This is a genomic window from Aequorivita flava, assembly GCF_038742595.1.
Classification (GTDB): Bacteria; Bacteroidota; Bacteroidia; order Flavobacteriales; family Flavobacteriaceae; genus Aequorivita; species Aequorivita marisscotiae.
This window is the reverse complement of sequence record NZ_JBANCF010000002.1, coordinates 252,975-276,610: the sequence shown is the minus strand read 5'-3', so window position 1 is coordinate 276,610 and position 23,636 is coordinate 252,975. Positions and strand designations below refer to the sequence as shown.

The window sequence follows — 23,636 nt, the reverse complement described above, 5'->3', positions numbered from 1 at the left end:
TAAAATTCAGTGATATGACAAAGCCTAGAATTGCCCTTGTCTTAGGAATTATTTGTATTTCAATCTTTCCTATTTTGGTGAAACTCAAGTTGGCGCCTGCCATAGTTTCGGCATTTTATAGAATGGCAATTGCCGCTTCAATATTGGTTCCCTTTGCGCTGTTATCGGGAAAATTTAAAATTCCTTCTATAAAATTGTTTTTACTTACCATGGTATGTGGTACTATCTTCGCGTTAGATGTGGCCGTATGGAATATTGCAATTCAGGAATCTACGGCTACGCAAGCCACACTTTTAACTAATCTATCTCCCGTATGGGTAGGAATAGGCGCGTTTTTCTTCTTAAAAAATAAGCCCACACGCAATTTTTGGATTGGCACAGTGATCGCAATTTTTGGAATGATAACTTTAGTTGGATTCCACTTTTTTGTGAATTTAGATTTTAATTTGGCCTTTATCTTTGCAATTCTTTCAGGTGTGTTTTATGCCATCTATATGTTGGTGAGTAAGTTTGTGCTTTATGATGTTGAGGTACTTCCGTTTATTACTTTAAGCACTTTTACCTCTGCCGTTTTTCTGGGAGTACTAAGTTTTTTTATAAATGAACCCTTTACGGGCTTTACCGAAATGGGTTGGATTTCGTTGCTAATTCAAGGCTTAGTTTGCCAATTGGCGGCGTGGTTATTGTTGGGCTACGCCACAAAACACATGCGTGCTACAAGGGTTTCGGTGAGCTTGCTGGGCCAAGCGGTTTTAACCACCATATTTGCGTGGTTGTTTATAAATGAAACGGTTACTTTCCAAATGATTATTGGTGGAATTATTCTATTATTCGGAATTTGGGTTACTTTCTATTCCAAAAAAATCCCAATTATTGGCAAGGAGATAAAAATTGAAAAAGGAGTTTAGAACCGTTAAATAAGTTTTGTTGAAATAATCTTTACCGGACACGCTTTTGCGGCCTGCTCACAAGTTTCGAATTCGGCATTGTCCGAAATTTTCCTCGTAAAGAAACCACGTTTTTCCTCAGAATGCAGCAATACGGTTTTGCCGTCTTTTTTAGACATTCTAAAATACGCCGGAGCCAATTCTACACAGTAATTGCAGCCAATGCATTTATTCCGCTGAAGCGTTACCACTACCATTTATGAAGTTACTATTTTATACAGTTTGTCTGATGGGCGCACTCTAAACGGCACTGGAATAGTACAGGAATCGCCTTTTTTCGCTGTAGTTAAGGCTTGGTCGTTTACTAACATTTCTGAAAGTTGAAACTCCTTGGCGCCAGTTGTTGGGCCAGTAACCAAAATTTTATCACCTAAATTTAAATCGTATGCTTCAATTTTGAATTCTGCAATTTTCGCTTTAGCAAAATAGTGTTCACCTTTTCCTATATAAACTTTTTTCTGCGTAGCTTGGGAACCATCGGTGTTGCTCCATTCTCCCAATTTTTGACCCAGATAGTAACCGCTCCAAAATCCGCGGTTATACACTTTAGCCAGTTCGAGCATCCATTGTTCTACTTTTTCTTCGCAATACGTACCTTCATAATAAGCATCTATGGCTTCGCGGTAGGTTTTTACTACAGTGGCCACATATTCGGGAGCGCGACCGCGACCTTCAATTTTTAAGACTTTTACGCCAGTGTCAATTACTTGATCCAAAAAATCTACCGTGCAAAGATCCTTGGGCGACATCATATATTCGTTGTCCAATTCAATTTCAAAACCTGTTTCTTGGTCTATAACCGTGTATTTTTTTCGGCAATTCTGTTTGCAAGCTCCGCGATTAGCAGAAGAATTATGCGAATGAAGGCTCAAATAACATTTGCCCGAAACTGCCATACAGAGTGCGCCATGGCCAAAAATTTCAACTTCAACTAAACTCCCCGACGGCCCTTTTATCTGTTCTTTTTCAATATCACTGGTTATCTTTTTTACTTGTCGCAGGCTCAATTCGCGACTCATTACCATGGTATCTGCAAAAAGTGCGTAAAATTTTACCGTTTCAATATTTGTAATATTTATTTGGGTTGAAATGTGTACCTCCATCCCAATTTGCCTGGCGTATGCAATTACGGCCTGGTCCATGGCAATTACCGCAGTAAGTCTGGCAGCTTTTGCGGCATCGAGTAAAGTTTTAATCAACGATAAATCGTGATCGTAAATTATAGTATTTAAAGTAAGGTAGGTGCGAACTCCATTTTTTTTACAACGTTTAGCAATTTCGGGAAGATCGGCAATTGTAAAATTAATGCTTGCCCGAGCGCGCATGTTCAATTGTTCAACACCAAAATATACAGAGTCTGCGCCATTGTCTAATGCTGCCTGTAACGATTCAAAATTGCCCGCAGGAGCCATTAATTCTATTTTTCCAGAAGAAGTCATTGCCGTAAAATTTGAAAATTGCTACAAAAGTCGGCCAACTGTTCTTTTTAAAATATGATATTTGTTAGGTTTAAACATTATTATACTCAAGTTTTAATTGAATTCTAAAATGTTGAAAATAGCCTATCATTCTATTTATAAACATCCCTTGCCAGAGGGACATCGCTTTCCAATGGAGAAGTATGAATTGCTGCCGCAACAGCTGTTACACGAAGGGAGTTGCACCCCTGAAAATTTTTTTAAACCGAAAATCCCTGCGGAAGCCGTTATTCTTGCTGTACACACCCAAGAATATTTTACTGATTTATTGAATCTTACACTGGATAAACGAGCTGCTCGAAAAATTGGCTTTCCTATATCTAAATCACTAATTGAGCGGGAACTTCGCATTGCCCAGGGAACAATTGATGGGAGCGAATATGCATTACAGTACGGAATTGCAATGAATATTGCGGGAGGAACGCACCACGCATACACCGGACACGGTGAAGGATTTTGCTTGCTTAATGATCAAGCTATTGCGGCCAGATACCTTCAGAATAATGGATATGCAAAGAAAATTCTGATAGTGGATTTAGACGTGCACCAAGGCAATGGCACGGCGCAGATTTTTCAAAATGACGATTCTGTATTTACATTTTCCATGCACGGCGCGGGCAATTATCCGTTTAAAAAGGAAAAGAGCGATTTAGATATTGCAATTCCCGACGGCAGTGGCGATGCCATTTATCTTCAGAAATTAAAAGAAACTCTACCAAAATTAATCGATAACCAAAAGCCGGATTTTATATTTTATTTAAGCGGTGTTGATATTTTGGCGACCGATAAATTAGGAAGATTAAATTGTACTGTTGCGGGAAGCAAAGCGCGCGATCGTTTTGTTTTAGAGTTTTGCAAAGATTTGCAAATTCCGGTGCAGGTAAGCATGGGTGGAGGCTATTCGTCAGAAATAAAAACTATTATTGACGCGCATGCCAATACTTTTCGGTTGGCGCAGGAAATTTTTTTCTGAATGGGGAAGAAAAAAAACAAAGCAGACAAGAAAAAAGGTTTTAAGACCGAATGCTGCGAAAAGTATTTAAAAAAAGGCGAACATAAACGCTGCAAACGCTGTCCGTGTTTTGATCTTACTGTTGAACAACGAATGCAGCGAGTTCAATATTTGGAAATTCTGAAAAATCTGCCTAAATAGAGCTATAAATATAGCCCCAATTTAATTTTCCAGTATGGCAAACGTTCTTCAAAATATTCAAAATAGGGTTTTAATGCATCTGGATTTTCGAGTGTTTCTTTTGCTTTTTTTATTTTTTTAATTTCTTTGGAAGAAATAAATTGTGAAAAGTCGAAATCATTTCCCTGTCTATGCATTTTAATAAAATGTCCATAAACTGAGTCTTCTGAAAGCCCACGTTTTGAAGCAATTTCTAATGGTGAAAGACTTTCTTCAACATACATTTTATAGCTGCGTTCGTGGGTAGGCAAGGTACTTTCCAAACTGTCTAAATGCCGATTGATAACTTTTAGAAAATCGTCTGCATACTTTTCAAGTTTCGCCTCGCCAACGCCTGAAATCTCTGCAAATTCTTCGCGAGTTCGCGGTTTTTTATGTTCCATATCTTCCAAAGCTGCATCGCTAAAAATTATATATGCGGGCATACTAATTTCCTGCGCTAACTTTAAACGAAGGGTTTTCAGTTTCTCGAAAAGATCGGCTCGTTTTCGTGGCGTTCTTTCGGTTTTTACCTTTTCAACTTCTTGTATAATATTTGCCAGACGTACCTTTTTTTCTTCAAATAAAACTTTTTTTGCAAGCGGGGTGAGGAGTAACCTCCCGTTTTCGTGAAAATAAATTTGCAGCACGCCTTGATTTAAAAGTTGAATGGCATATTGTTGAAGATCACGCCATGAAATATCTTTAGCGGCGCCAAAGGTCTTTATGTTTTGGTAGCCTTTGTCGAAAACCTGTGCGTTTTGTGCGCCGCGGAGTACGTCTAAAACCATTCCCAAGGCTTCCTGTTCCTGCAATCGCGCCACTGCAGAACAGATTTTCTGTGCAATTAAAGTTCCGTCAAAATATTTGGGTGGCGTTTTGCAGATATCGCAATTGCCGCAATCTTCGGTGATGTGTTCACCAAAATAACCAAGCAATGCTTTTCTTCGGCAACTCAAGGCTTCGGCATATTGCTGCATGCGTTCCAACTTTGCCAATTGATAGGTTTCGGTTTCGGTGCCTTCGGCAAATTTTCGAAGCATAATTACATCGGCCAAACTGTAAAAAAGCAATGTATGCGCGTTTAAACCATCTCTTCCGCTTCGTCCAATTTCTTGATAATAGCCCTCAATGTTTTTCGGCAAATTGTAGTGTATTACCCAACGTACGTTGCTTTTATCTATGCCCATTCCAAAAGCAATGGTTGCTACAATAATTGGTGTTTGGTCGTTTAAGAAATTATCTTGAATGTTACTTCTCTCTTCTGAAGTAAGACCGGCATGATAGGCTTGTGCCTTGTGGCCCTTGGAATTTAAAGTTGCCGCGAGCTTCTCGGTGCTTTTCTTGCTTAAGCAATATATTATGCCACTTTGGGTGCCGCGTTTGGCGAGGAAGTTTAAAATTTGCTTGTTTCGGTTTTGACCCGGCCGGACATCTAAATACAAGTTGGGTCTATCAAAGGAAGCGATAAAAGTTTTAGCGTCTGGAATGGTAAGTTGTGTTGCAATATCTACCCGCGTGGGCCTGTCTGCCGTTGCCGTAAGTGCAATTATTGGTACTTGTGAAAACTGTTTTTTTAAACTATTAAGTTGTGTGTATGCAGGGCGAAAATCGTGTCCCCAACTGGAAATACAATGGGCTTCATCTACCGCGAAGAGACTTATTTTTATTGATTTCAGAATAAAATTTACCTGCGGAAGACTTTCGGGAGCTACATAAAGCAATTTTAAACTTTCGTCTTGTAATTCTTTTAAAATTTGTTGCTGTTTATCATAGGGTTGCGAACTATTAAAAAATGCGGCTGAAATTCCGTTTGCTTTTAAAGCATCTACTTGGTCTTTCATCAATGCAATTAGTGGTGAAATTACTATTGCCGTACCTTCCAAAGCCAAGGCTGGCAATTGAAAACACAACGACTTTCCACCGCCGGTGGGCATGATGGCAATAGTGTCTTTTTGAGCTAATACATTATTTATGATTTCTTCCTGATTTGGAAGAAATTTGTCGTATCCGAAAAATGTTTTAAGTAAATCGAATTTATCAAGCTGGGCAGATGTTTCCATTTTTGTAAAAATAACTATTCGAAGTTAAATAAAATAAGCCCCCGAGAAAATCGAGGGCTTGATTGGCCGATCATTTATTTACTCCCCAGCATGACCAGCTCGTTGCAAAATACTTCGGTAATATAATGTTTGTTGCCTTCCTTATCGTCCCAGGAACGGTTGGTAAGTTTTCCTTCAATTACAATTTCCTTGCCTTTGGTTATATAGTTTTCTACAACTTTTACCAAACCGCCTTTTACCACTATATTATGCCAATAGGTGCGTTCTACTTTTTGTCCACTTTTGTCTTTGTAGCTGTCGTCTGTGGCCATAGAGAATTTTGCCATTTTGTTGCCATCGGCAAAAGTTATTATTTCTGGGTCTTGGCCCAATCTTCCAATCAACTGTACTTTGTTTCTAAGTGCGTTCATAATTTCTAAAATTTAATGTTAAACAATTGATACTATCGAACTTCATTTTATTCGACAGGACAAACTTACGGCGACAGGCAAATGCTAGTTGGTTTTTACTTATTTACTTTCGTTTATAGTTGTTTGTAAGCGTTTGTAATTGGATGTATGCTTATAAAATCCTTTATTTAAATCTGAAATATATTGCGAATTTTCAGTAATTTAATCTACTTAAAATCAACTTTATCTTTATATCATTTAAATAAACTTACCATGAACCGCAACAGATTGGAAGCTTTTAGCGATGGCGTGCTCGCTATTATAATTACTATTATGGTATTGGAATTAAAAGTGCCGCACGGCACCAAGTTAAATGATCTGGTACCCGTATTGCCCGTATTTTTAAGTTACATTTTAAGTTTTATCTATGTAGGCATTTACTGGAACAACCATCACCATATGATGCATACGGTACAGAAAGTAAACGGCACCATTCTCTGGGCCAATCTTCATTTGTTGTTTTGGCTTTCTTTAATTCCTTTTGTTACGGGGTGGGTGGGAGAAAATCATTTTGCCGAATTACCTATGGCACTCTACGGAGGGGTTCTTTTAATGGCTGCCATTGCCTATTTTATTTTACAGCGAAGTATTTTAGCGGTACAAGGGAAGGATTCTCTATTAAATAAAGCATTGGGAAAAGACTTTAAAGGAAAGGCATCGCCCATTATTTATTCCATCGCAATAATGGGATCGTTCGTAAATCCTTGGATTGCGGGTATGTTATATATTTTGGTGGCTTTAATGTGGCTTATTCCCGATAAGCGGATAGAAATTATTTTTAAGGAAGAAGCCTAATTACCAGGTCTGGCCTTTTAATTTCATAGCAGCGCGAAGTACGTCGCTTTGGCTAATCTGACCTGCAAGTTTACCATTCTCCAAGATTGGAAAACGACGGTGTTTTGATTCCAAAAATTTATTGGCTGCGTCCAGCACATTCATTTCACCATCAATAGTATCAACGTTTTTAATCATGTGCTCTTCTACCTTTACATCTTCCATGGGGTGGTTGTGATACCGGGCATCGCTCAATTCTTTAAGGCAATCTCCTTCAGAAATAATGCCAACCAACTCATTTTGGTCATTAACCACTGGGCCGCCCGAAATTCGCTTTTTTAAAAGCACTTCCATAACTTCCAAAATAGATTGCTCTGGTTTAAATGTAATTAGGTTACGGGTCATATAATCAGAAACTTTTACCTTTTCCGATGACCCTTTTTTGGGCTTCGCCCTTCTACCAATAAAACTTTTAATTCCCATAATATCAAATTTTTGCGAACTTCTAATATAATCATTTTTATCAAATTAAATTATTCGAGGTATAAGTAATTATTTTATATAGCGAACTGCCTATTAATATTGCTGTTTCATTAATCCTTATCTATTTAACATAATGTGATTAAAAGTGTATTTTTATCAATCAAAACTTCCCAACCATGAAAAAACTTGGCGCCATTCTTTCCCTTCTGCTTATCGTTGGCTTATTATTTTATAGCTTTTATTCACTTACCCCGCATTACGATGAAAATAAAACCTATCCAGCTACTGAATTTTCGGTTGACAGAGCGTTGGAACCTTTAAGCGAAATTGCTAAACAACCACATTATCTGGGTTCTGATGGACATAAAGAAGTGCGTAAAATTTTAATTGCCGAAATGCAAAAATTGGGTTTAGACCCTCACATTCAAACGGGTTTTAGCTTGAATCCAGATTCTAAAACGCTCAATAAACCAGTTAATATTATTGGGCGAATAAAGGGCAGCGAAGATGGAAAGGCGCTTTTGTTACTTTCGCATTACGATAGCGCGCTTGTACCGTCGTTTGGTGCCAGCGATGCCGGAAGTGGCCTGGTTACTATTTTAGAAAGTGTACGCGCGTATCTGGCTTCCCGAAAACAACCTAAAAACGATATTATAATTTTATTTTCCGATGCTGAAGAAATCGGGCTAGATGGCGCAAAATTATTTGTAAATGACCATCCTTGGGCAAAAAATGTGGGATTGGTACTGAATTTTGAAGCGCGTGGTACGAGCGGTCCAAGTAATATGATTTTAGAAACCAACGGTGGAAATTCAAAACTTGTAAAGGAGTTTATCGCGGCAAATCCAGACTTTCCGGTGGCTTCTTCATTAATGTATAGTGTTTATAAAATGTTGCCCAACGATACCGATTCTACTGTATTTAGGGAAGATGGCGATATTGATAGTTTTTTCTTCGCCTTTATAGATAGCCATTTTAACTACCATACAGCAAATGACAATATGTACCATTTAGCATGGAATAGTTTAATGCATCAAGGTAGTTACTTGCTTCCGCTTATTCATTATTTTGCTGATGCCAATCTGTCCGAGTTAAAAGCCGAAACAGATAATGTGTACGTAAACCTACCTCTGGTTAAAATGCTAAGCTATCCTTTTGCATGGATTTTGCCTATGCTTATTATTGCTGCAATTCTATTTATTCTTTTAATTTATTACGGTTTAAAACAAAAAAAGCTCAATGGTAAATCTATTGGTTTGGGTTTTGTTCCGTTTTTGCTTTCCTTGCTTTTATGTGGCCTACTTGGTTTTTTTGGTTGGAAATTAATTTTGGCACTATACCCACAATACGCCGAAATTCAACAAGGTTTTACCTATAATGGCCATTGGTATATCGCCTTTTTCGTTTTTATTTCATTGGCAGTATCCTTCGCTATTTATAAAAAGTTCACCCAAAAATTTAATGAGCCTGCGTTTTACGTAGCACCCTTGTTTTTTTGGTTATTAATTAACGTGGCTGTATTTATAGTTTTAAAAGGAGCAGCGTATTTTATTATTCCCGTATTTTTTGGGTTATTGTCGTTTTTTATAATGCTTCGGCAGGAGCGCCCAAATCTTTTGGCAATGGCGCTTTTGGCAGCTCCGGCGCTTTTTATTTTTGCACCGCTTATTCAATTTTTTCCTGTTGGTTTGGGTTTAAAAATGCTGGTTATTAGTTGTGTTTTTACGGTTTTACTATTTGCGTTGCTCTGGCCCGTTTTTGGTTTTTACAAAATGAAACGCTTACTTTCTGTTGTGTGTTTGCTGCTTGCAATAACTTGCTTCGGAATAGCGCATTCAAAAAGTAATTATTCCGAAGAACGAAGAAAACCAAACAGTTTAATTTATTATAAGGATGCAGATACCAATAAATTTTATTGGCTTACCTACGACGAAGAAATTGATGAATGGACGCAGAATTATTTAGGTGAAAACCCTAAAAAAGCATCTGCGGTAGTTGCCGATGCAGCATACAGTAAATACGGCGCCAATTTTACTTATGCGGCAAAAGCTCCACAAAGAAATATTGCAGATTTTGAAATAATATTAAAAGAAGACACCTTAATTGAAGCACTTCGGAACGTGAAGTTTATCATCGTTCCGCACCGAAGAGTGAATAAAATTGATTTATACAGTGGAGCAGTTTCGGCTTTTAAAGCTTTGGAGTTTAACGGACAAACGATGCCTGTTTCAAAAGTTTCGAGCAACTATAGAGGTACAAAAAATAGTGCACTAATTAATTATTACGTGTCTGAAGGCGATTCGCTAAAAGTGGCGTATTCCGCAGAGAAAAATACTCCGGTTTCTTTTAAAATTATGGAATATTCTTTCAATTTAATGACTGAGCCACAATTTGAAATTACCCAAAGACCAATTTATACCATGCCAAAACCATTTGTTATTACGGATGCTATTATGGTTAAACGAACTTTTTCAGTAGATTCGCTTAGAATACATGTTGAAGATACAACAAAGGCAAACTTTCAAAATATCCCCTCACAATGAATAATACAATCGCTATTACGGGTCTTGGCTGGCTCGGACAACCTTTAGCATATCGTTTATCGGCTTTAAATTATACGGTAAAAGGTTCGGTAACTTCTATTGAAAAAGCCACTTTATTACAACAAAACGGTTTTAACGCTTTTCCTGTTGAAGTTTCTGAAAACGGTATTGAAGGCGAAATAGAGGCATTGTTATTAAATGCCGATTGTTTTATGATAATGATTCCGCCCGGACTACGAAGAAACACGGGCGCAGATTACGTATTAAAGATGGCGCATTTACTTTCGGCTATCAACGAATCTGCCGTAAGAAAAATTATTTTAGTGAGTAGTACTTCGGTTTATGATGATTCACAGGGGAGGGTGACGGAGCGGGACGAGCCAAAACCCGAAACCATCGCCGGCAAGCAATTGCGGCAAGTAGAAGAATTATTTATGAATGCCGAAGGCTTGCAGACTACCGTAGTGCGTTTTGGCGGATTGATAGGCGGCAGTAGAAACCCTGTGAAATATTTGGCAGGAAGAAAAGATTTGATTGATGCTAACGCTCCCGTAAATTTGATTCATCGGGATGATTGTATTAATATCTTGGTTGAAATTTTAAAGAAAGATGCCTTCGGAAAAGTTTTTAACGCAGTAAACCCGAACCATCCAAAAAAAGCGGAATATTATATCCAAAAGGCAAAGGAGCTTGGGTTGGAAGCTCCCACTTTTGCGGAAGCGGTTTCAAACGGAACTTTTAAGCAAGTGGATTCCGATAATTTACAATCAGTCTTGGATTATTCGTTTAAAACTTCTATATAAAAAAAGGAGCCTGTTACAGCTCCTTTTTCAATCAATTAAAATACTTTAAAAAACTACCAAATACGCACTCTATCTTCTGGCGCAAGATACATAGGGTCGCCTTCCTTAATATCAAAAGCTTCGTAAAACGCATCAATGTTTAGTAAAGGCTGTGTAGCACGAACCATACCCGGAGAATGCGGATCTGTTTTTACTTGGTTACGCAATGCCTCGTCGCGAGATTTGGTACGCCATACCGTGGCCCAGCTCATAAAGAAACGTTGCTCTGGTGTTAGACCGTCTATGTTATCAGGACGTCCGTTTTCTTTGTAAAAACGTTGTAAGCCATCATAAGCACCAAGTACCCCGCCAAGATCACCGATGTTTTCACCGAGGGTAAAATGTCCGTTGATGTAAACACTGTCTAAAACTTCTACATTACTGTACTGTTCTGCAAGTTTATTACCACGCTCGGTAAAGTTTTTAAGATCGGTATCTGTCCACCAGTTTACCAGGTTTCCGTTAGCATCAAAACGCGAGCCGCTATCGTCAAAAGCATGTGAAATTTCGTGGCCTATTACTGCGCCAATTCCACCGTAATTTACGGCTTCGTCTGCTTTATAATCGTAGAAAGGCGGCTGAAGAATTGCAGCTGGGAAAACGATTTCGTTATTAAAAGGATTGAAATACGCATTCACGGTTTGTGGGCTCATGCCCCATTCTGTACGATCTACAGGCTCGTCTATTTTTTCAAGGTTATCTTTAAGATTCCAAGTTTGCACCGCGACCATATTGTCATAACAGGTGTTTTCTGGTTTTACTTCCATAGAGGAGTAATCTTTCCATTTGTCTGGATACCCTACTTTTACAGTGAATTTATCAAGCTTCTCAATGGCTTTCACTTTAGTGCTATCGCTCATCCATTCTAAGGCATTAATGCGGTCTTTGTAGGCTGCAATTACATTTTCGATCATGGATTCTGCCTTAGCCTTTGCTTCTGGTGGGAACATTTCATCTACATAAAGTTTACCCAAAGCTTCGCCTACGCTTCCATTAACGGTGGCAAGAGCACGTTCATCTGCTGGTTTTTGTTTTTTGGTGCCCTTTAAGGTTGTAGCATAAAAATCAAAATTTGCCTTTTCAATTTCAGTGGTTAACATTCCTGCGGAACTGTTTAAGGTAGACCAACGCATCACGGTTTTCCAGGTATCTAAATCTGGGTTGGCAAACATTTGTTTTAAAGTTTCCATATATTTTGGCTGCATTACGATAACAGTGTCCAGTTTTTTATCGATGCCCATTTGCTCAAAAGCTTGTTCCCACTTAATTTGTGGTAGCATTTTTTGCAATTCTTCAATACTTCTTGGATTGTTGAAATTTCTAAAATCGCGGCTCGCTACTTTATCTAATCTCGGAGAGGCAAGTTTAGTTTCAAAAGCTAGAATAGTTTCTGCCTGCTCGCGGGCAGCTTCTTCAGTATCGCCCAAAAACTGAAGCATTCTCGTAATATGATCTACATATTGTTCACGTATTTTTACCGAAGCAGGATCTGTATTGGTATAAAAATCGCGATCTGGCAGACCTAAATTTCCAGGAGTAATATAGGCCGAATTTATAGCACTATTGTTTGGGTTTGAAAATGCTGCAAGCCCCAAAAATGGTTGTGAAACTGCAACGGCATCTTCCGCCATTAATTTTTGAAAATCTTCCATGCTATTCATAGCGGCAATTTTTTCGAGCGCTGGTTTTAGCGGTTCAATACCCGCTTTGTCCCTAGCAACCGAGTCCAGTTTTGACTCATATATCATTAACGCTTTGGCTTGATCGGTTTCGGGGGCGTATTTACCGCTTTCTTTGGCTTTTGCTAAAATATTCAGCATGTCCTTACTGGTTTTTTTGCGCAAAATAGTGAAGCCTGCCCAACTGGTTTCATCGTCTGGAATTTCGTTGTTCTTCATCCAGTTTCCGTTCACGTAATTGTAAAAATCGTCTTTTGGACTTACGGTGGTGTCCATGTTTGCGAGAATAATTCCGTGTGGTTCGTTGTCTGTTACGGCCACTTCGGTTTTTTCCTTACAAGCGGTTGTGGCGACTGCAATAACTGCAAAAGCCACAACGGGTTTTAAAAAATTGGTTTTCATTTTATTATTTTAGATTAAAGTAATTGTTGATTTAAAATTATTCTGAAAGTATAAGTTGCCATTTAAGTGGGTATGTTACACTTTTTTATTTTTTTTATCTTGAAGCTCCAAATTGAAAATGGAATCTTTGGTGCGTTGTTGTTTTTTTAATTCGTTTTCTTCGTCTTCTTTTCTTGAAAAGTCTATTTTATCTTTTTGAAACTTTTCATTTAGTTGTACTATTAAATCTTTTACCGCACTATTCATTTCTTCTAAGGATAGTTGCACCTTTAGCGAATCGATAGTTGCTTGATGCGAAACTTGAGAAAGCAGCGCTGTTCGGGTTTTTAACACTACTAACCGGCTGTGGATGGGTTTGGTATTTAGCGTATCTGGAATTTTTTTAAAAAGCGAATCGGCGTATTCGTTTAAAAGCTCCGATCGGTTTCGCAAATCTTGGTAGTTAGTTCCGTTTGCATTTTGTGCTTCGGCCAGAAAATCTTCTAAAACGCCCCAATGCACCGCCTGTTTTTGTGCTGGCTCAGAGAGTTGTGGGAAGGCATGGTTTTTATTGCCAAAAATAATTGATGCGTCGTTATTTGGAACTTCAGCTAAGTTTTCTTCGGAATTATTTCCGCAGGAAAAAACAAAGCCAACAACCATTAAAAGTGGAATTAAAATCTTCATAAAAAACGAAAGGGCCACAAATATACTGGTTATTAACCAAATGGCATATCTTTTTTTTAACGCTGAAAGAACTCATAATACGTATCTTTACACTTCATTTTTGAAAATTAAACCCATGAAAAAACGGATTTTAATTATAGGCGCCTGTGGCCAAATAGGTACTGAATTAACCCTTTATTTACGCGAAAAATTTGGCAATCATAAAGTAATTGCGAGCGATATAAGAGAAGGCGAGGCAGAGCTTATGCAGAGCGGACCTTTTGAAATTTTGGACGCTATGAATTACGACGCTATTCAGGAAGTAGTAATTAGATACGAAATAACAGACGTTTATTTAATGGCTGCGATGCTATCGGCCACTGCCGAAAAATTTCCGATGAAGGGTTGGAACTTAAATATGAATTCACTTTTTCACGTGCTGAATTTAGCAAAAGATAAAAAAATTGAAAAGATATTTTGGCCTTCAAGTATAGCTGTATTTGGTCCAACCACTCCTAAAATAGATACGCCGCAACGCACCGTGATGGAGCCGAGTACTGTTTACGGAATTAGCAAGCAAACTGGTGAGCGTTGGTGCGAATATTATTTTAAGCGGTACGGGGTAGATGTGCGCAGCGTTCGGTATCCGGGGCTCATTAGCTACAAAACCCTACCAGGAGGCGGAACTACAGATTATGCGGTAGATATTTATCACAAAGCGTTAAAACATAAAAAATACATTTGCTTTTTAAATGCTGAAACTACCTTGCCTATGATGTTTATGGACGACGCTATTAAAGCCACTGTAAATATTATGGAAGCCAATACGGAAAAAATTAAAACGCGGAATGCTTACAATCTTTCGGGCATGAGCTTTAATCCTGAGGAAATAACTGCAAGTATTAAAAAGCACATTCCTGAGTTTAAAATAAGTTATGAGCCAGATTTTAGACAAGCCATTGCAGATAGTTGGCCGCAAAGTATTGATGACAGCGAAGCACGTGATGATTGGGGTTGGAAAAGCGAAATTTCTTTAGATGAAATGACCGAAATAATGCTTACAAACCTAAACGATAAATATTAGGGTTATTTATCCTCGTTAAATATTACTTCCAAAATATTGGCGGTTCCATTTTTTCCTTCATTGGAAATATACAGTGTGCCATCGGGTGCAAAAGTAATTCCTTCGGGTTGGGCAAAGGACTCTTTATATAATCTGTGCAGTTTTAACGGTTTTCCAAGACTGTCCATTATTAACATCTGCGGATATTTTCCTTCCAGAATATAATAGTGTCCTGTTTTAGGATGAATTGCCATATCTGACGGAAAAAAATTGTTTGAAGCTTCAACATCGTCATCGGCATCCTTCGGTTTAAAAATGGAACTATCTAAAGGAATTTTTAAAACAGGCAAGCTACTTGTTTGTTTAGTTTCTAGGTTGAACGCATATATGCCTTTATATGCCTCGCTGTTGGGATCCTTGTCTTTAACAGTAAAAAGAAGTCTGTTTTTAAGGGTATCGGCAACCAATGATTCCATATTGTTTCTGCCCGAAAAAGGCACTTGATATTCATTTGTGGTGAAAGTATCGCTTAAAAAATCTTCTACTTCAAAAAGGCGGCCGCTGCTTTCCATTACGTATGCGGCATTATCTGTAGTGGTTATTGCTTCGTAGTCTCCAGATTTTCCAAAGGAAATCTTTTTTTCTACAAGATTTGTCTTAAGGTTATAAATAAAAATTATTCCCTCTTCGTCCTGCACGGCGGCAATTCTGTTTTCTGAAATCCATCGAATGCCACTAATTTCATTTAACTCCAAAGGCATGTCCCATTTGCGTATAATGGTATAGGTTTCTTCTTCCAATCGAGGATTGAGTGCTGGATTTTCAAAGGCGTACCAAAGTATCCCAACAAACGCCAAAACTCCAACAATAATTAAAAAAGCTATTTTATTTTCTCTCATAATTCAATATATAATACAACGGTATAAATTAAATGAAATAATGCTGGACACTCCTTAAAATTATTATAAAAAGTAATAATCTATTGTTTGTGATTGATGAAATGGATGGTAAAGTTTATCACATTTGCGTTATGCTGTGGGTAATTAAGTGCCTTAATTGGATTTACCTGTACGGGCTAAAGAAAAAAGATATATTCTTAAAAGTGAAAAAGGTTTTCAAACTGAACTAAGCAAAACTAGGGTGTGTTACTAGTGATCCCACCAGGACTCGAACCTGGATCTAGAGTTTAGGAAACTCCTATTCTATCCCTTGAACTATGGGACCCTAAAACTTCAAGGTTTGTGAGGTGCGTTGTATTTTGAAGCCAAAGAATTCACTGCAAATTTAAATAAATTTAGATTGTTTGCTTTATGAATTAAACCTACTTCTTCAATAATTCAAAATAAAAAAACAGGTTTAGCAATGCCGAAACCTGTTTTATATTAAAGTATTTGCGATTAAAAGTTTACGCTTCGCAACTTGCACAGTCTTTTTTCTGCGCAAATTTTTGGGCGGCATTCATGCTATGTTGGTAATACAATGACTTTAATCCCAATTTCCAAGCTGTAACGTGTATTTTATTAATTTCTTTTACTGGCATTTCTGGATGTACAATAATGTTTACGGACTGTCCTTGGTCTATATGGTTTTGACGGTTGGCAGCTTGGTAAATTAAATCCATTTGATCTATTTCCGAATAAGTTTTAAATACATCTTTCTCTTCATCGGTTAAAAAATCAAGATGCTGAACAGAGCCGTCATAATCGCGAATGTTTCGCCAAACTTCAAGTGTATTGAATCCTTTTTCTTCCAGTAATTGTTCCAAGAATGGATTTTTAATCGTGGTTTTTATTTTGGCAATGTCCTTTACATAAACATTAGACCATATAGGTTCTATTCCTTGTGAAACCTGACCCAAAATAAAAGCCGACGAAGTTGTTGGCGCAACCGCATTTAAGGTTGCATTCCGCCTGCCATAGCCTTTAAGCACTTCTGGTTCGCCGAATTTTTCTGCCAATTCTTCCGAAGCTTTGTACGATTTTTCTTTAATAACTCTAAATATTTCGCTGTTTAGGTCGTATGCCTCCGCACTATTTAAAGGCAGCATTTTAGATTGTAATAAAGAATGCCACCCTAAAACTCCTAAGCCCAAAGCGCGGTTGTCTTTGGCAAAATTATAGGCCCGTTCCATAAACAGGAAAGTTTGTTTGTCTTCTCTGCTTTCAGAATCGCGGTACGCTTCTAGTTTTTCAACAAATTCGGTTATTACTGCATCTAAGAAATATACCATTGTTTCTACGGCATCTGTATTTTTCCACTTGTCGTAATGCAACAAATTAACCGAAGAAAGTACGCACACAAACGACCAATCGTCATTAGACGGCAACATTATTTCGGTGCAGAGATTACTGGCATAGATAGGCAGTTTTTTATCTTTATAAACATCTGCAGCGGTATTGTTGGCATTGTCTTTAAAGAAAATGTACGGGTATCCCATTTCGCCTCTACGCTGTAACACTTTTGCCCAAATGGAGCGTTTTTCTACATCGCCGGCAATCATTTCTTCCATCCATTGGTTGGTTACGGTAACCCCATGGGTTAGTTCCTGAATGGGGTTTCCTTCTGTACCTATTTCTAAAAACTCCATAATATCTGGATGTTCCACAGGTAAGTAAGGAGAAAAACGACCGCGTCTTACCGAACCTTGGCTAACTACATCGACCATAGATTCAAACAATTGCATGATATGTACTGCCCCCGAAGCTTGTCCATTATTTTTTACTTCGGCCCCACGATGACGAATTTTACCGAAATAACCAGAGGTTCCACCTCCGAGTTTAGACATCATGCCCACTTCAGATTGTGTATATAGAATGTTCCCCATATCGTCGTCTATATGTGAGCCAAAACAACTAATGGGCAATCCTCTTTTTTTTCCGAAATTAGACCAAACAGGCGAGGCAAGAGAGAAAAATCCTTGAGACATATAACCGTAAAATTTATCTGAATACCCAGGAATACCGAGTATTTTCTCTGCTCTATCTGCTATTTCGCGAATTCGTTCTTCCGCGGTTACACCTGGAGTTAGGTAACCTGAAGCCAAAAAATTACGGCTGTGTTCCGTAAGCCATTCAAAGCCTTTTGGTTCGTTTTTTTCGGTCTGATGAAGCGCTTCCTTTCGAGCGTTTACAAGATTATTGGCTTCAGAATTTGTTTTTGTAGTCTGTGTGTCGAGGTTTAGATTTTGTTCGTTCATTTAAAAAAGGTCATCACTGGTTATACTTTGAGTTCTTTTACTGTAATTGATGGAGCGTTTTACGAAAAAATCACCGTGTTTGGTACCGATAATTTCATCGTCAAACCATTCGGTCTGTGCCAAGAGGGTTTCGTCTATTTCAAATATTTTTTCAATTCCGATGCTTTCAAGCGAATTGTTAAATCGGTTTTTTATAAATTCGTTTACAACTGCTTTCGGCAAGAAATCTAATTCGCCTTCTTCAAATATCCAATCTACTATTCTGCTTTCGGCAGTAAAGGCTTCCTTGCAGATTTCCTGAATCATGGCGTTGTAACTTTCATCAAACCACTCTGGGTTTTCTTCTTTTATAATTTTAATAATATCTATTCCGAAATCTCCGTGTATTTGTTCTTCTTTTGAAGTGGCTTCAACCACATTTGAAATTCCCTTAAGCATATTTTTATGCTTGTTGAAAGCCATAATGATTAAAAACTGGGAGAAGAGGGAAACGTGTTCAATAAAAAGAGAGAACAACAATATAGATTCGGCATATTCTTTATTGTCTTCACTTTTAGCATTTTTGAGTGCGGTTTCAAGGTAATGTACGCGCATCATAATGACCGGCTTTTTTTTGAGGTCTTTAAATTCTTCATTTAAACCCAAAATTTCGAGGAGATGCGAGTAGGCATCGTGATGGCGAACTTCGCTTTCGGCAAATGTTGCTCCTACCGAACCAATTTCGGGTTTTGGCATACGGTGGTATATGTCGCCCCAAAAACTTTTTACGGCAACTTCAATCTGCGAAATTGCAAGCATGGTGTTTTTAATAGCGCTTTGTTCTACATTGGTTAGTCTGGTTTTAAAATCTTGGATATCGCTCGTAAAATTAAACTCTGTGTGTATCCAGTACGAATGTCTGATGGCAGGTACATATTCGTACAAGGCGGGATATTCGTATGGTTTTAGGTTTATGCGTTTTTCAAAAATATTGAGTTTTCGTTTTTGGGTTTGTTGATTTCTATAGAGAATATATCCTTTGGCAACATCAAAAAAACCGCCTTCCATTAATTTAGTTTCCACAAAATCCTGAACCTCCTCTACTGTAGGAATATATTTACTGTCTTGATTTTTTCGGTCGAGTAGGGCAGCATAAACTTTTTCTGATATCCGTTGTGCATCTTCTAAACTACCGTGTTTTGCAGCGGTCATTGCCTTTAAAACTGCATCGGTAATTTTCTGTAAATGAAATAGTTTTGTGGTGAAATCTCTTTTAATAACGTGGGTAATTTCCATGGAAATGCGAACTAAAAATTAGAAATAAATTTGAAGTATAAAGATGAAAATTATATCAATGTGTTTTCATCCAACCCAGATTATGTTGTTAAATGATTATCAACAATTTTAAATAAACGGAAAGAATTGGGTGTGAGGTAATTTGCAAAACCTTGCATATATTAGTGTTTTAGCAAGGCTTACGTAAGGTGTTTTTCTTTGGTTTTTTATTTAGAAACTAGCTGGTGTTATTTCTTTTTTAATCGATTGCGAAGCATGCACAGCACTCCGACTTCTTCTTTTGAAAGGCTTTCAATTTCCGTAAGCAATTTGTTTATTTCCTTTTCAAAATATTTTAGGGTTCTTCCTTTGGTATAATCGTCAATAACCCTGGGGTCTATATACGAGTCGCGTGCAACGGAAGGCGTATTTCCAAGTTTTTCTGAAACGCGATTTACAGCCTCCTTTATATTTTTGTCTAATAATTTTTGATCCTTTTTATCTACTACGCCAAGTTCGTCGAGTGCAATTGCGGCAATCATGGTTCCGGCCCACGTTCTAAAATCCTTTGCTGAAAATTCGTCGCCCATCACCTCGCGGATATATGCGTTCAGGTCGTCGCTTTTAACGTCTATGATGTTGTTATTTTCATCCAGGTATTTAAAAACCTCATAGCCTTGCAAGCTATCTACCTCTTTAACAATCTTGGCTAACTTTTTATCTACAATTTGTTTTTCTTGCTCTTGTCCAGATTTGCCATTGTAGCTAAAAATTATTTCGTCTCCATTAATGGTTAAATGCTTGGACCGCAATGTTGTTAGGCCATAGGTTTCGTTTTCTTTGGAGTAGGTTTCGCTGCCGGGCCTAAAAAAGGCAGTCTCTAATAAACGAAGCATGGTGGCCAAAACTTTTTCCCTATTTAACTTACGTTTTCGCAAATGCTGTCCTGTTACCCGGCGCATGTGTTCTAATTGATTTGCAAAATCTACAATACGGTCAAATTTTTTGGAATTCTGCTTTTCTATATAATTGGGATGGTAAATGTATTGTTTTCGGTCTTTATCGTCGCGACCTGTAACCAATAGGTCTGCATTTTTGTTTTCATTTATTTCTACGGCTGTCCAAGCGGGTGGGATAATAAGAGATTCTATCCACTTGCGCGTAGATTTATCTTTAATAGTTGCTCCATTTTCGTACTTATATGTAAAACCTTTGCCGTGCCTTTTTCTATGGTACATTGTTTTTTCTTTAAAAATAGAACAAAAACAGTTTGACCGTTGTAACTTTATATTCTTCTTAAGATTTTTTAAGGAGTCTGTAACGCAAAGGTTTGTGTAGCGGTTAAGTGTTTGGCAGAATTTGTTTTATACCTTCTTTAAAAAACGGTTGTAAAATTTATACGTATACCCAAGCTAAAAGTGCCCAAAACAGAAAAGCCTCCACATTTCTGTGAAGGCTTTCTCTAACTAAGCTCCTCCTCTTGGGCTCGAACCAAGGACCCTCTGATTAACAGTCAGATGCTCTAACCAACTGAGCTAAGGAGGAATTTTGCGTTAGCGGTTGCAAATATATGTCTATTTTTTAATTCCATCAAAATAAACTTGAAACTTTATCAATAATTAAATTGAATATTTTTTAAAGTACAGCGAGTGTCTATGGGTTAAAGACTTTGCAATTCGGCTAGTAGCGCTTTATTGGCGGGCGATTTACTTTGCTTGAGTACCGATTTGGCTTCCTGTAATTCGTCTTTTCTAAGAAGTGTAAGTGCCAAATAATATCTTATTTCTTCATAAAAAGCACTTTCAGAAATTTTTTCGGCTGTTTGAAAATATTTTTCAGCTTGTCGGGGATTGTCGTTGGCCAAATTTGCTACTCCCAGAAAATATACCAACGTATCATTTTCTGGTTCTGCAGCGTATAGTGGTTCCCAGCTAGCAATGGCATCAGAATAATTTTTACGTTTGTAATTTACCATTCCAAAGTAAAATTGATAGTCTGTATTTGTTCCCATAGTTGTTGGGAGTCCGGGGTCTGGTTTAAAGTAGGTTGCAAAAACCCGATCATACGAATTTTCGTGAAAAAAGATAGCCCAGGTACTCACAGCAATTAAAAGTAACAAGGAAGCTGCAATTGCCAACAGGCCTGGAGTAACCCACTTTTTAATAGGCTTTTCTTGAATTTCTTGGTGAAAACCGTCTAAAGATTCTATGAGATTTAGTTCTTCAACACTTTGCATTACGGCTCTTTGTTCTTCTACTTCCTGTTTGAATTCTGGGGAATTTTTCATTTTTTCTTCAAACTGGGCACGTGTTTTAGCATCCATACTTTCTAATAAGTACGCATCTATCGTCTCTTGATTTTCTTGATTGTTTGTTATATTATTATGTGTTTCCATTGGGGGGGGATTGAGTCATTTTTTTTAACTGTTCTTGGCATCGATACTTGGCATTACGCGCTGAAGCTTCGTCTATTTTTAAAATTTGAGCTATTTCTTTATACGTTCTTCTTTCAAAATAAAACAACTTTAATAAATCTTTACAACGATCGCCCAGATTGCCAATACAGTGCATTATTGTATTTATTTTTTCATTTTTATCTGTATCAATTTCAAGGTCCGGTTCAACAGATTCTATTTCGCGATTAATAAATGTGGTATTTTTGTATTTTACAGATCGTACGTGGTCTAGCCATTTGTATTTGGCAATCTGAAATAGATACCCATTAATTATTTTCGGGTTCTTAGCAGAAAATTTATCATCTTTAATATTTCGCCACATTGCTACAAATGCTTCTTGATATACATCTTTTGCTTGATGTTCGTTACCACTATTTTTAAGTACATAACGCCGTACATTAGGGTAGTTATGTACATACAGTTTTTTTAATGTGTTGGCATCATTATTTTTTATGAGCGCAACAACTTCTGTAATTGGCAAATCGTATAAATTTATTCCGTTTCTTGTATGCATTGGTTATAAAACAATACAGAAAGATACAATTAAAATACAATCGCTCTAAATTTTTTGGCAGTTTCGGATAAACGGGCGCTTTTTTTTGTTTAAATGAACTGTTTTACGAGTTACTATTGCGCCCTTGGTTCCAAAAAAATACATTGCCATTATAACCTCATCGGAAGAGCTGTTGAAATGTCATCAAAAAATTATCATAAAAAAAAATACTTCGTTGTGGAAACGAAGTATTTTTTTAGAAGTTGATACCGCTTTATTCAAACAGCCAGCGATAGATGTCATTCCCGTTGGCAAATAACACGAGCGCGATTAGTAGAAAGAATCCGACCATTTGGGCGTATTCCATAAACTTATCGTTGGGTTTTCTTCCAGTAACTATTTCGTATAATAAGAACATAACATGACCCCCGTCTAAGGCGGGAATTGGAAGAATATTCATAAACGCTAATATAATAGAAATCAAGGCTGTGGTTGCCCAAAAGCTTTGCCAGTCCCAAACACCCGGAAATAGATTGCCAATTGCTCCAAATCCACCTACCTGTGTAGCTCCTTTTTTGGTGAAAACATACTTAAACTGGGCTACATAGTCTTTTAGAGTATTATAACCAAAACCAAATCCTCCCACAATGCTTTCGCCCAAAGTGTAATCTATTTTAGTTTTCCCTAGTTGCGATATTATTTTTTCGTTAGAATATCCTATTCCTATAAATCCGTCTTCATTGGGAGTAATATTTAGGGTATCCGTTGCGTTTCCTCTTAAAAAAACAATTTGTTTAGCCTCAAGTTTGTTTTCATCAATTATACGTTGAAATTCATCGCGGTATTCTACTGTTTTTCCATTGATTGAAACTATTTTATCAGTTGCTAATAAGCCGGCCTTTTTAGCAGGTCCAAATACCGAGTCAACCGATATTTCTTGTCTCGGACTAAATGCAGGCATAATACCGCTTTCAAACATTTTGGAGCCAGCGTTTTCTGGTACTTTAACAATTTCAACGCTGCCGTCTGCGTGTTTTACTTCTACGTTTGAAACATCGCGAACAAAAATATAACGGTTTATTTCTAAAACATCGTCTAATGGCTCACCATTAATACTTAAAATCTGGTCGCCGTCCTGAAACCCGTATTCCTTAAATTGTTCAGTAACTGCAAAACCTTGGGGTAAATCTTCATTAGTGGTAATATTTCTTCCGTACACATAAAGTATACCCATATATATTACAAAACCAACAATAATATTTACCGTAACTCCCCCGAGCATAATTATTAATCGTTGCCAAGCCGGTTTGCTTCTAAATTCCCAGGGTTGTGGGGGTTGAGCCATTTGCTCTTTATCCATGCTCTCATCGATCATTCCAGAAATTTTTACATAACCACCCAACGGGAGCCAGCCAATTCCGTAAACGGTTTCGCCAATTTTCTTTTTAAAGAGTGAAAATTTTACATCAAAGAAAAGATAGAATTTCTCTACTCTGGTTTTAAAAAGTTTTGCGGGTATATAGTGTCCTAATTCGTGAAGTACGATTAACAATGATAAACTTACAAGTAATTGTATGGCTTTTACAGCAAATGGAGTCATAGGTGTTTAACTAGAAATTTTAATAAAAGTGTCAAATTTTAAGCTGGCTTCGCTAAAAACGCGCCAAATTTAAAATTGTCAGTAATTTTTTGGTTCCGA

At 37.5% G+C, this 23,636-nt stretch carries 21 protein-coding genes and 2 tRNA genes; 7 read left to right on the top strand and 16 right to left on the bottom strand.

Annotation, left to right across the window (positions count from 1 at the left end; all coding sequences use genetic code 11):
- The first annotated feature begins 14 nt into the window (after positions 1 to 14).
- Positions 15 to 908, top strand: coding sequence for a DMT family transporter (locus tag VZD24_RS03625; protein ID WP_342686830.1), 894 nt, complete (start codon positions 15 to 17; stop codon positions 906 to 908).
- 5 nt (positions 909 to 913) lie between these two features.
- Here VZD24_RS03625 and VZD24_RS03620 read toward each other — a convergent pair whose 3' ends face one another.
- Both VZD24_RS03620 and VZD24_RS03615 read right to left on the bottom strand, forming a co-directional pair.
- On the bottom strand, positions 914 to 1,144 hold the full coding sequence (locus VZD24_RS03620; RefSeq protein WP_279449743.1) for a ferredoxin: 231 nt from the start codon (positions 1,142 to 1,144) through the stop codon (positions 914 to 916).
- On the bottom strand, positions 1,145 to 2,386 hold the full coding sequence (locus VZD24_RS03615) for a peptidase U32 family protein (protein WP_342686831.1): 1,242 nt from the start codon (positions 2,384 to 2,386) through the stop codon (positions 1,145 to 1,147).
- Positions 2,387 to 2,495: 109 nt separating this feature from the next.
- Here VZD24_RS03615 and VZD24_RS03610 point away from each other — a divergent pair, with 109 nt between their 5' ends.
- Both VZD24_RS03610 and VZD24_RS03605 read left to right on the top strand, forming a co-directional pair.
- Positions 2,496 to 3,398: a histone deacetylase family protein gene (locus tag VZD24_RS03610; protein ID WP_342686832.1), complete on the top strand. Its 903-nt coding sequence runs from the start codon at positions 2,496 to 2,498 to the stop codon at positions 3,396 to 3,398.
- A complete protein-coding gene (locus VZD24_RS03605; protein WP_279449746.1) occupies positions 3,399 to 3,578 on the top strand; it encodes a hypothetical protein in 180 nt (59 codons plus the stop codon). It begins immediately after the preceding gene.
- Positions 3,579 to 3,580: 2 nt separating this feature from the next.
- Here the strand turns inward: VZD24_RS03605 and recQ are convergent, their stop codons facing one another.
- Positions 3,581 to 5,659, bottom strand: coding sequence for a DNA helicase RecQ (recQ, locus tag VZD24_RS03600; RefSeq protein WP_342686833.1), 2,079 nt, complete (start codon positions 5,657 to 5,659; stop codon positions 3,581 to 3,583).
- A gap of 74 nt (positions 5,660 to 5,733) precedes the next feature.
- Positions 5,734 to 6,069, bottom strand: a complete 336-nt coding sequence (locus VZD24_RS03595) for a single-stranded DNA-binding protein (RefSeq protein WP_279449747.1) — start codon at positions 6,067 to 6,069, stop codon at positions 5,734 to 5,736.
- A 252-nt stretch (positions 6,070 to 6,321) separates the two neighbouring features.
- Here VZD24_RS03595 and VZD24_RS03590 point away from each other — a divergent pair, with 252 nt between their 5' ends.
- On the top strand, positions 6,322 to 6,903 hold the full coding sequence (locus VZD24_RS03590; RefSeq protein WP_342686834.1) for a TMEM175 family protein: 582 nt from the start codon (positions 6,322 to 6,324) through the stop codon (positions 6,901 to 6,903).
- On the opposite strand, the gene VZD24_RS03585 is transcribed toward VZD24_RS03590, so the two are convergent.
- Complete coding sequence (locus VZD24_RS03585) at positions 6,904 to 7,365, bottom strand: CBS domain-containing protein (RefSeq protein WP_279449749.1); 462 nt, start codon at positions 7,363 to 7,365, stop codon at positions 6,904 to 6,906.
- A 176-nt stretch (positions 7,366 to 7,541) separates the two neighbouring features.
- Here VZD24_RS03585 and VZD24_RS03580 point away from each other — a divergent pair, with 176 nt between their 5' ends.
- Complete coding sequence (locus VZD24_RS03580; protein ID WP_342686835.1) at positions 7,542 to 9,908, top strand: M28 family peptidase; 2,367 nt, start codon at positions 7,542 to 7,544, stop codon at positions 9,906 to 9,908.
- Positions 9,905 to 10,711, top strand: a complete 807-nt coding sequence (locus VZD24_RS03575) for an SDR family oxidoreductase (RefSeq protein ID WP_342686836.1) — start codon at positions 9,905 to 9,907, stop codon at positions 10,709 to 10,711. The genes VZD24_RS03580 and VZD24_RS03575 overlap by 4 nt, the downstream gene beginning before the upstream one ends.
- Positions 10,712 to 10,764: 53 nt before the next feature.
- Here the strand turns inward: VZD24_RS03575 and VZD24_RS03570 are convergent, their stop codons facing one another.
- Positions 10,765 to 12,831 carry a M13 family metallopeptidase gene (locus tag VZD24_RS03570; RefSeq protein ID WP_342686838.1) on the bottom strand — a complete coding sequence of 689 codons (2,067 nt, stop codon included), beginning with the start codon at positions 12,829 to 12,831 and terminating at the stop codon, positions 10,765 to 10,767.
- Positions 12,832 to 12,906: 75 nt separating this feature from the next.
- Positions 12,907 to 13,515: a hypothetical protein gene (locus VZD24_RS03565; RefSeq protein WP_342686839.1), complete on the bottom strand. Its 609-nt coding sequence runs from the start codon at positions 13,513 to 13,515 to the stop codon at positions 12,907 to 12,909.
- 97 nt (positions 13,516 to 13,612) lie between these two features.
- Here VZD24_RS03565 and VZD24_RS03560 point away from each other — a divergent pair, with 97 nt between their 5' ends.
- Positions 13,613 to 14,560, top strand: a complete 948-nt coding sequence (locus VZD24_RS03560) for an NAD-dependent epimerase/dehydratase family protein (RefSeq protein WP_342686840.1) — start codon at positions 13,613 to 13,615, stop codon at positions 14,558 to 14,560.
- A 2-nt stretch (positions 14,561 to 14,562) separates the two neighbouring features.
- Here VZD24_RS03560 and VZD24_RS03555 read toward each other — a convergent pair whose 3' ends face one another.
- The 9 genes from VZD24_RS03555 to rseP form a co-directional block, all read right to left on the bottom strand.
- Entirely contained in the window at positions 14,563 to 15,438 is an 876-nt protein-coding gene (locus tag VZD24_RS03555; RefSeq protein WP_342686841.1) for an SdiA-regulated domain-containing protein, read from the bottom strand.
- Between the two features lie 253 nt (positions 15,439 to 15,691).
- Positions 15,692 to 15,763, bottom strand: a tRNA-Arg gene (locus tag VZD24_RS03550).
- 181 nt (positions 15,764 to 15,944) lie between these two features.
- Complete coding sequence (locus VZD24_RS03545; RefSeq protein ID WP_279449756.1) at positions 15,945 to 17,735, bottom strand: ribonucleoside-diphosphate reductase subunit alpha; 1,791 nt, start codon at positions 17,733 to 17,735, stop codon at positions 15,945 to 15,947.
- The gene (locus VZD24_RS03540; protein ID WP_279449757.1) at positions 17,736 to 19,010 is read right to left on the bottom strand and encodes a ribonucleotide-diphosphate reductase subunit beta; all 1,275 of its coding nucleotides are present in this window, start codon (positions 19,008 to 19,010) and stop codon (positions 17,736 to 17,738) included. It abuts the gene before it with no gap.
- 227 nt (positions 19,011 to 19,237) lie between these two features.
- Entirely contained in the window at positions 19,238 to 20,227 is a 990-nt protein-coding gene (locus tag VZD24_RS03535) for a DNA topoisomerase IB (RefSeq protein ID WP_279449758.1), read from the bottom strand.
- 233 nt (positions 20,228 to 20,460) lie between these two features.
- Positions 20,461 to 20,534, bottom strand: a tRNA-Asn gene (locus tag VZD24_RS03530).
- A 115-nt stretch (positions 20,535 to 20,649) separates the two neighbouring features.
- Positions 20,650 to 21,384 carry a hypothetical protein gene (locus tag VZD24_RS03525; protein WP_342686842.1) on the bottom strand — a complete coding sequence of 245 codons (735 nt, stop codon included), beginning with the start codon at positions 21,382 to 21,384 and terminating at the stop codon, positions 20,650 to 20,652.
- Entirely contained in the window at positions 21,371 to 21,958 is a 588-nt protein-coding gene (locus VZD24_RS03520; protein WP_279449760.1) for an RNA polymerase sigma factor, read from the bottom strand. The genes VZD24_RS03525 and VZD24_RS03520 overlap by 14 nt, the downstream gene beginning before the upstream one ends.
- A gap of 253 nt (positions 21,959 to 22,211) precedes the next feature.
- The gene (gene rseP, locus VZD24_RS03515) at positions 22,212 to 23,537 is read right to left on the bottom strand and encodes an RIP metalloprotease RseP (protein ID WP_279449761.1); all 1,326 of its coding nucleotides are present in this window, start codon (positions 23,535 to 23,537) and stop codon (positions 22,212 to 22,214) included.
- Between the last annotated feature and the right edge of the window lie 99 nt (positions 23,538 to 23,636).

Bases quoted from the DNA above. Each gene is read 5' to 3' on its own strand.
- VZD24_RS03595 (WP_279449747.1), bottom strand. From the start codon at position 6,069: ATGAACGCACTTAGAAACAAAGTACAGTTGATTGGAAGATTGGGCCAA.
- VZD24_RS03535 (WP_279449758.1), bottom strand. From the start codon at position 20,227: ATGTACCATAGAAAAAGGCACGGCAAAGGTTTTACATATAAGTACGAA.
- VZD24_RS03615 (WP_342686831.1), bottom strand. From the start codon at position 2,386: ATGACTTCTTCTGGAAAAATAGAATTAATGGCTCCTGCGGGCAATTTT.
- VZD24_RS03605 (WP_279449746.1), top strand. From the start codon at position 3,399: ATGGGGAAGAAAAAAAACAAAGCAGACAAGAAAAAAGGTTTTAAGACC.
- VZD24_RS03625 (WP_342686830.1), top strand. From the start codon at position 15: ATGACAAAGCCTAGAATTGCCCTTGTCTTAGGAATTATTTGTATTTCA.
- VZD24_RS03580 (WP_342686835.1), top strand. From the start codon at position 7,542: ATGAAAAAACTTGGCGCCATTCTTTCCCTTCTGCTTATCGTTGGCTTA.
- VZD24_RS03520 (WP_279449760.1), bottom strand. From the start codon at position 21,958: ATGCATACAAGAAACGGAATAAATTTATACGATTTGCCAATTACAGAA.
- VZD24_RS03575 (WP_342686836.1), top strand. From the start codon at position 9,905: ATGAATAATACAATCGCTATTACGGGTCTTGGCTGGCTCGGACAACCT.
- rseP (WP_279449761.1), bottom strand. From the start codon at position 23,537: ATGACTCCATTTGCTGTAAAAGCCATACAATTACTTGTAAGTTTATCA.
- VZD24_RS03590 (WP_342686834.1), top strand. From the start codon at position 6,322: ATGAACCGCAACAGATTGGAAGCTTTTAGCGATGGCGTGCTCGCTATT.
- VZD24_RS03560 (WP_342686840.1), top strand. From the start codon at position 13,613: ATGAAAAAACGGATTTTAATTATAGGCGCCTGTGGCCAAATAGGTACT.
- VZD24_RS03545 (WP_279449756.1), bottom strand. From the start codon at position 17,735: ATGAACGAACAAAATCTAAACCTCGACACACAGACTACAAAAACAAAT.
- VZD24_RS03555 (WP_342686841.1), bottom strand. From the start codon at position 15,438: ATGAGAGAAAATAAAATAGCTTTTTTAATTATTGTTGGAGTTTTGGCG.
- VZD24_RS03620 (WP_279449743.1), bottom strand. From the start codon at position 1,144: ATGGTAGTGGTAACGCTTCAGCGGAATAAATGCATTGGCTGCAATTAC.
- VZD24_RS03585 (WP_279449749.1), bottom strand. From the start codon at position 7,365: ATGGGAATTAAAAGTTTTATTGGTAGAAGGGCGAAGCCCAAAAAAGGG.
- VZD24_RS03540 (WP_279449757.1), bottom strand. From the start codon at position 19,010: ATGGAAATTACCCACGTTATTAAAAGAGATTTCACCACAAAACTATTT.
- recQ (WP_342686833.1), bottom strand. From the start codon at position 5,659: ATGGAAACATCTGCCCAGCTTGATAAATTCGATTTACTTAAAACATTT.
- VZD24_RS03610 (WP_342686832.1), top strand. From the start codon at position 2,496: ATGTTGAAAATAGCCTATCATTCTATTTATAAACATCCCTTGCCAGAG.
- VZD24_RS03570 (WP_342686838.1), bottom strand. From the start codon at position 12,831: ATGAAAACCAATTTTTTAAAACCCGTTGTGGCTTTTGCAGTTATTGCA.
- VZD24_RS03525 (WP_342686842.1), bottom strand. From the start codon at position 21,384: ATGGAAACACATAATAATATAACAAACAATCAAGAAAATCAAGAGACG.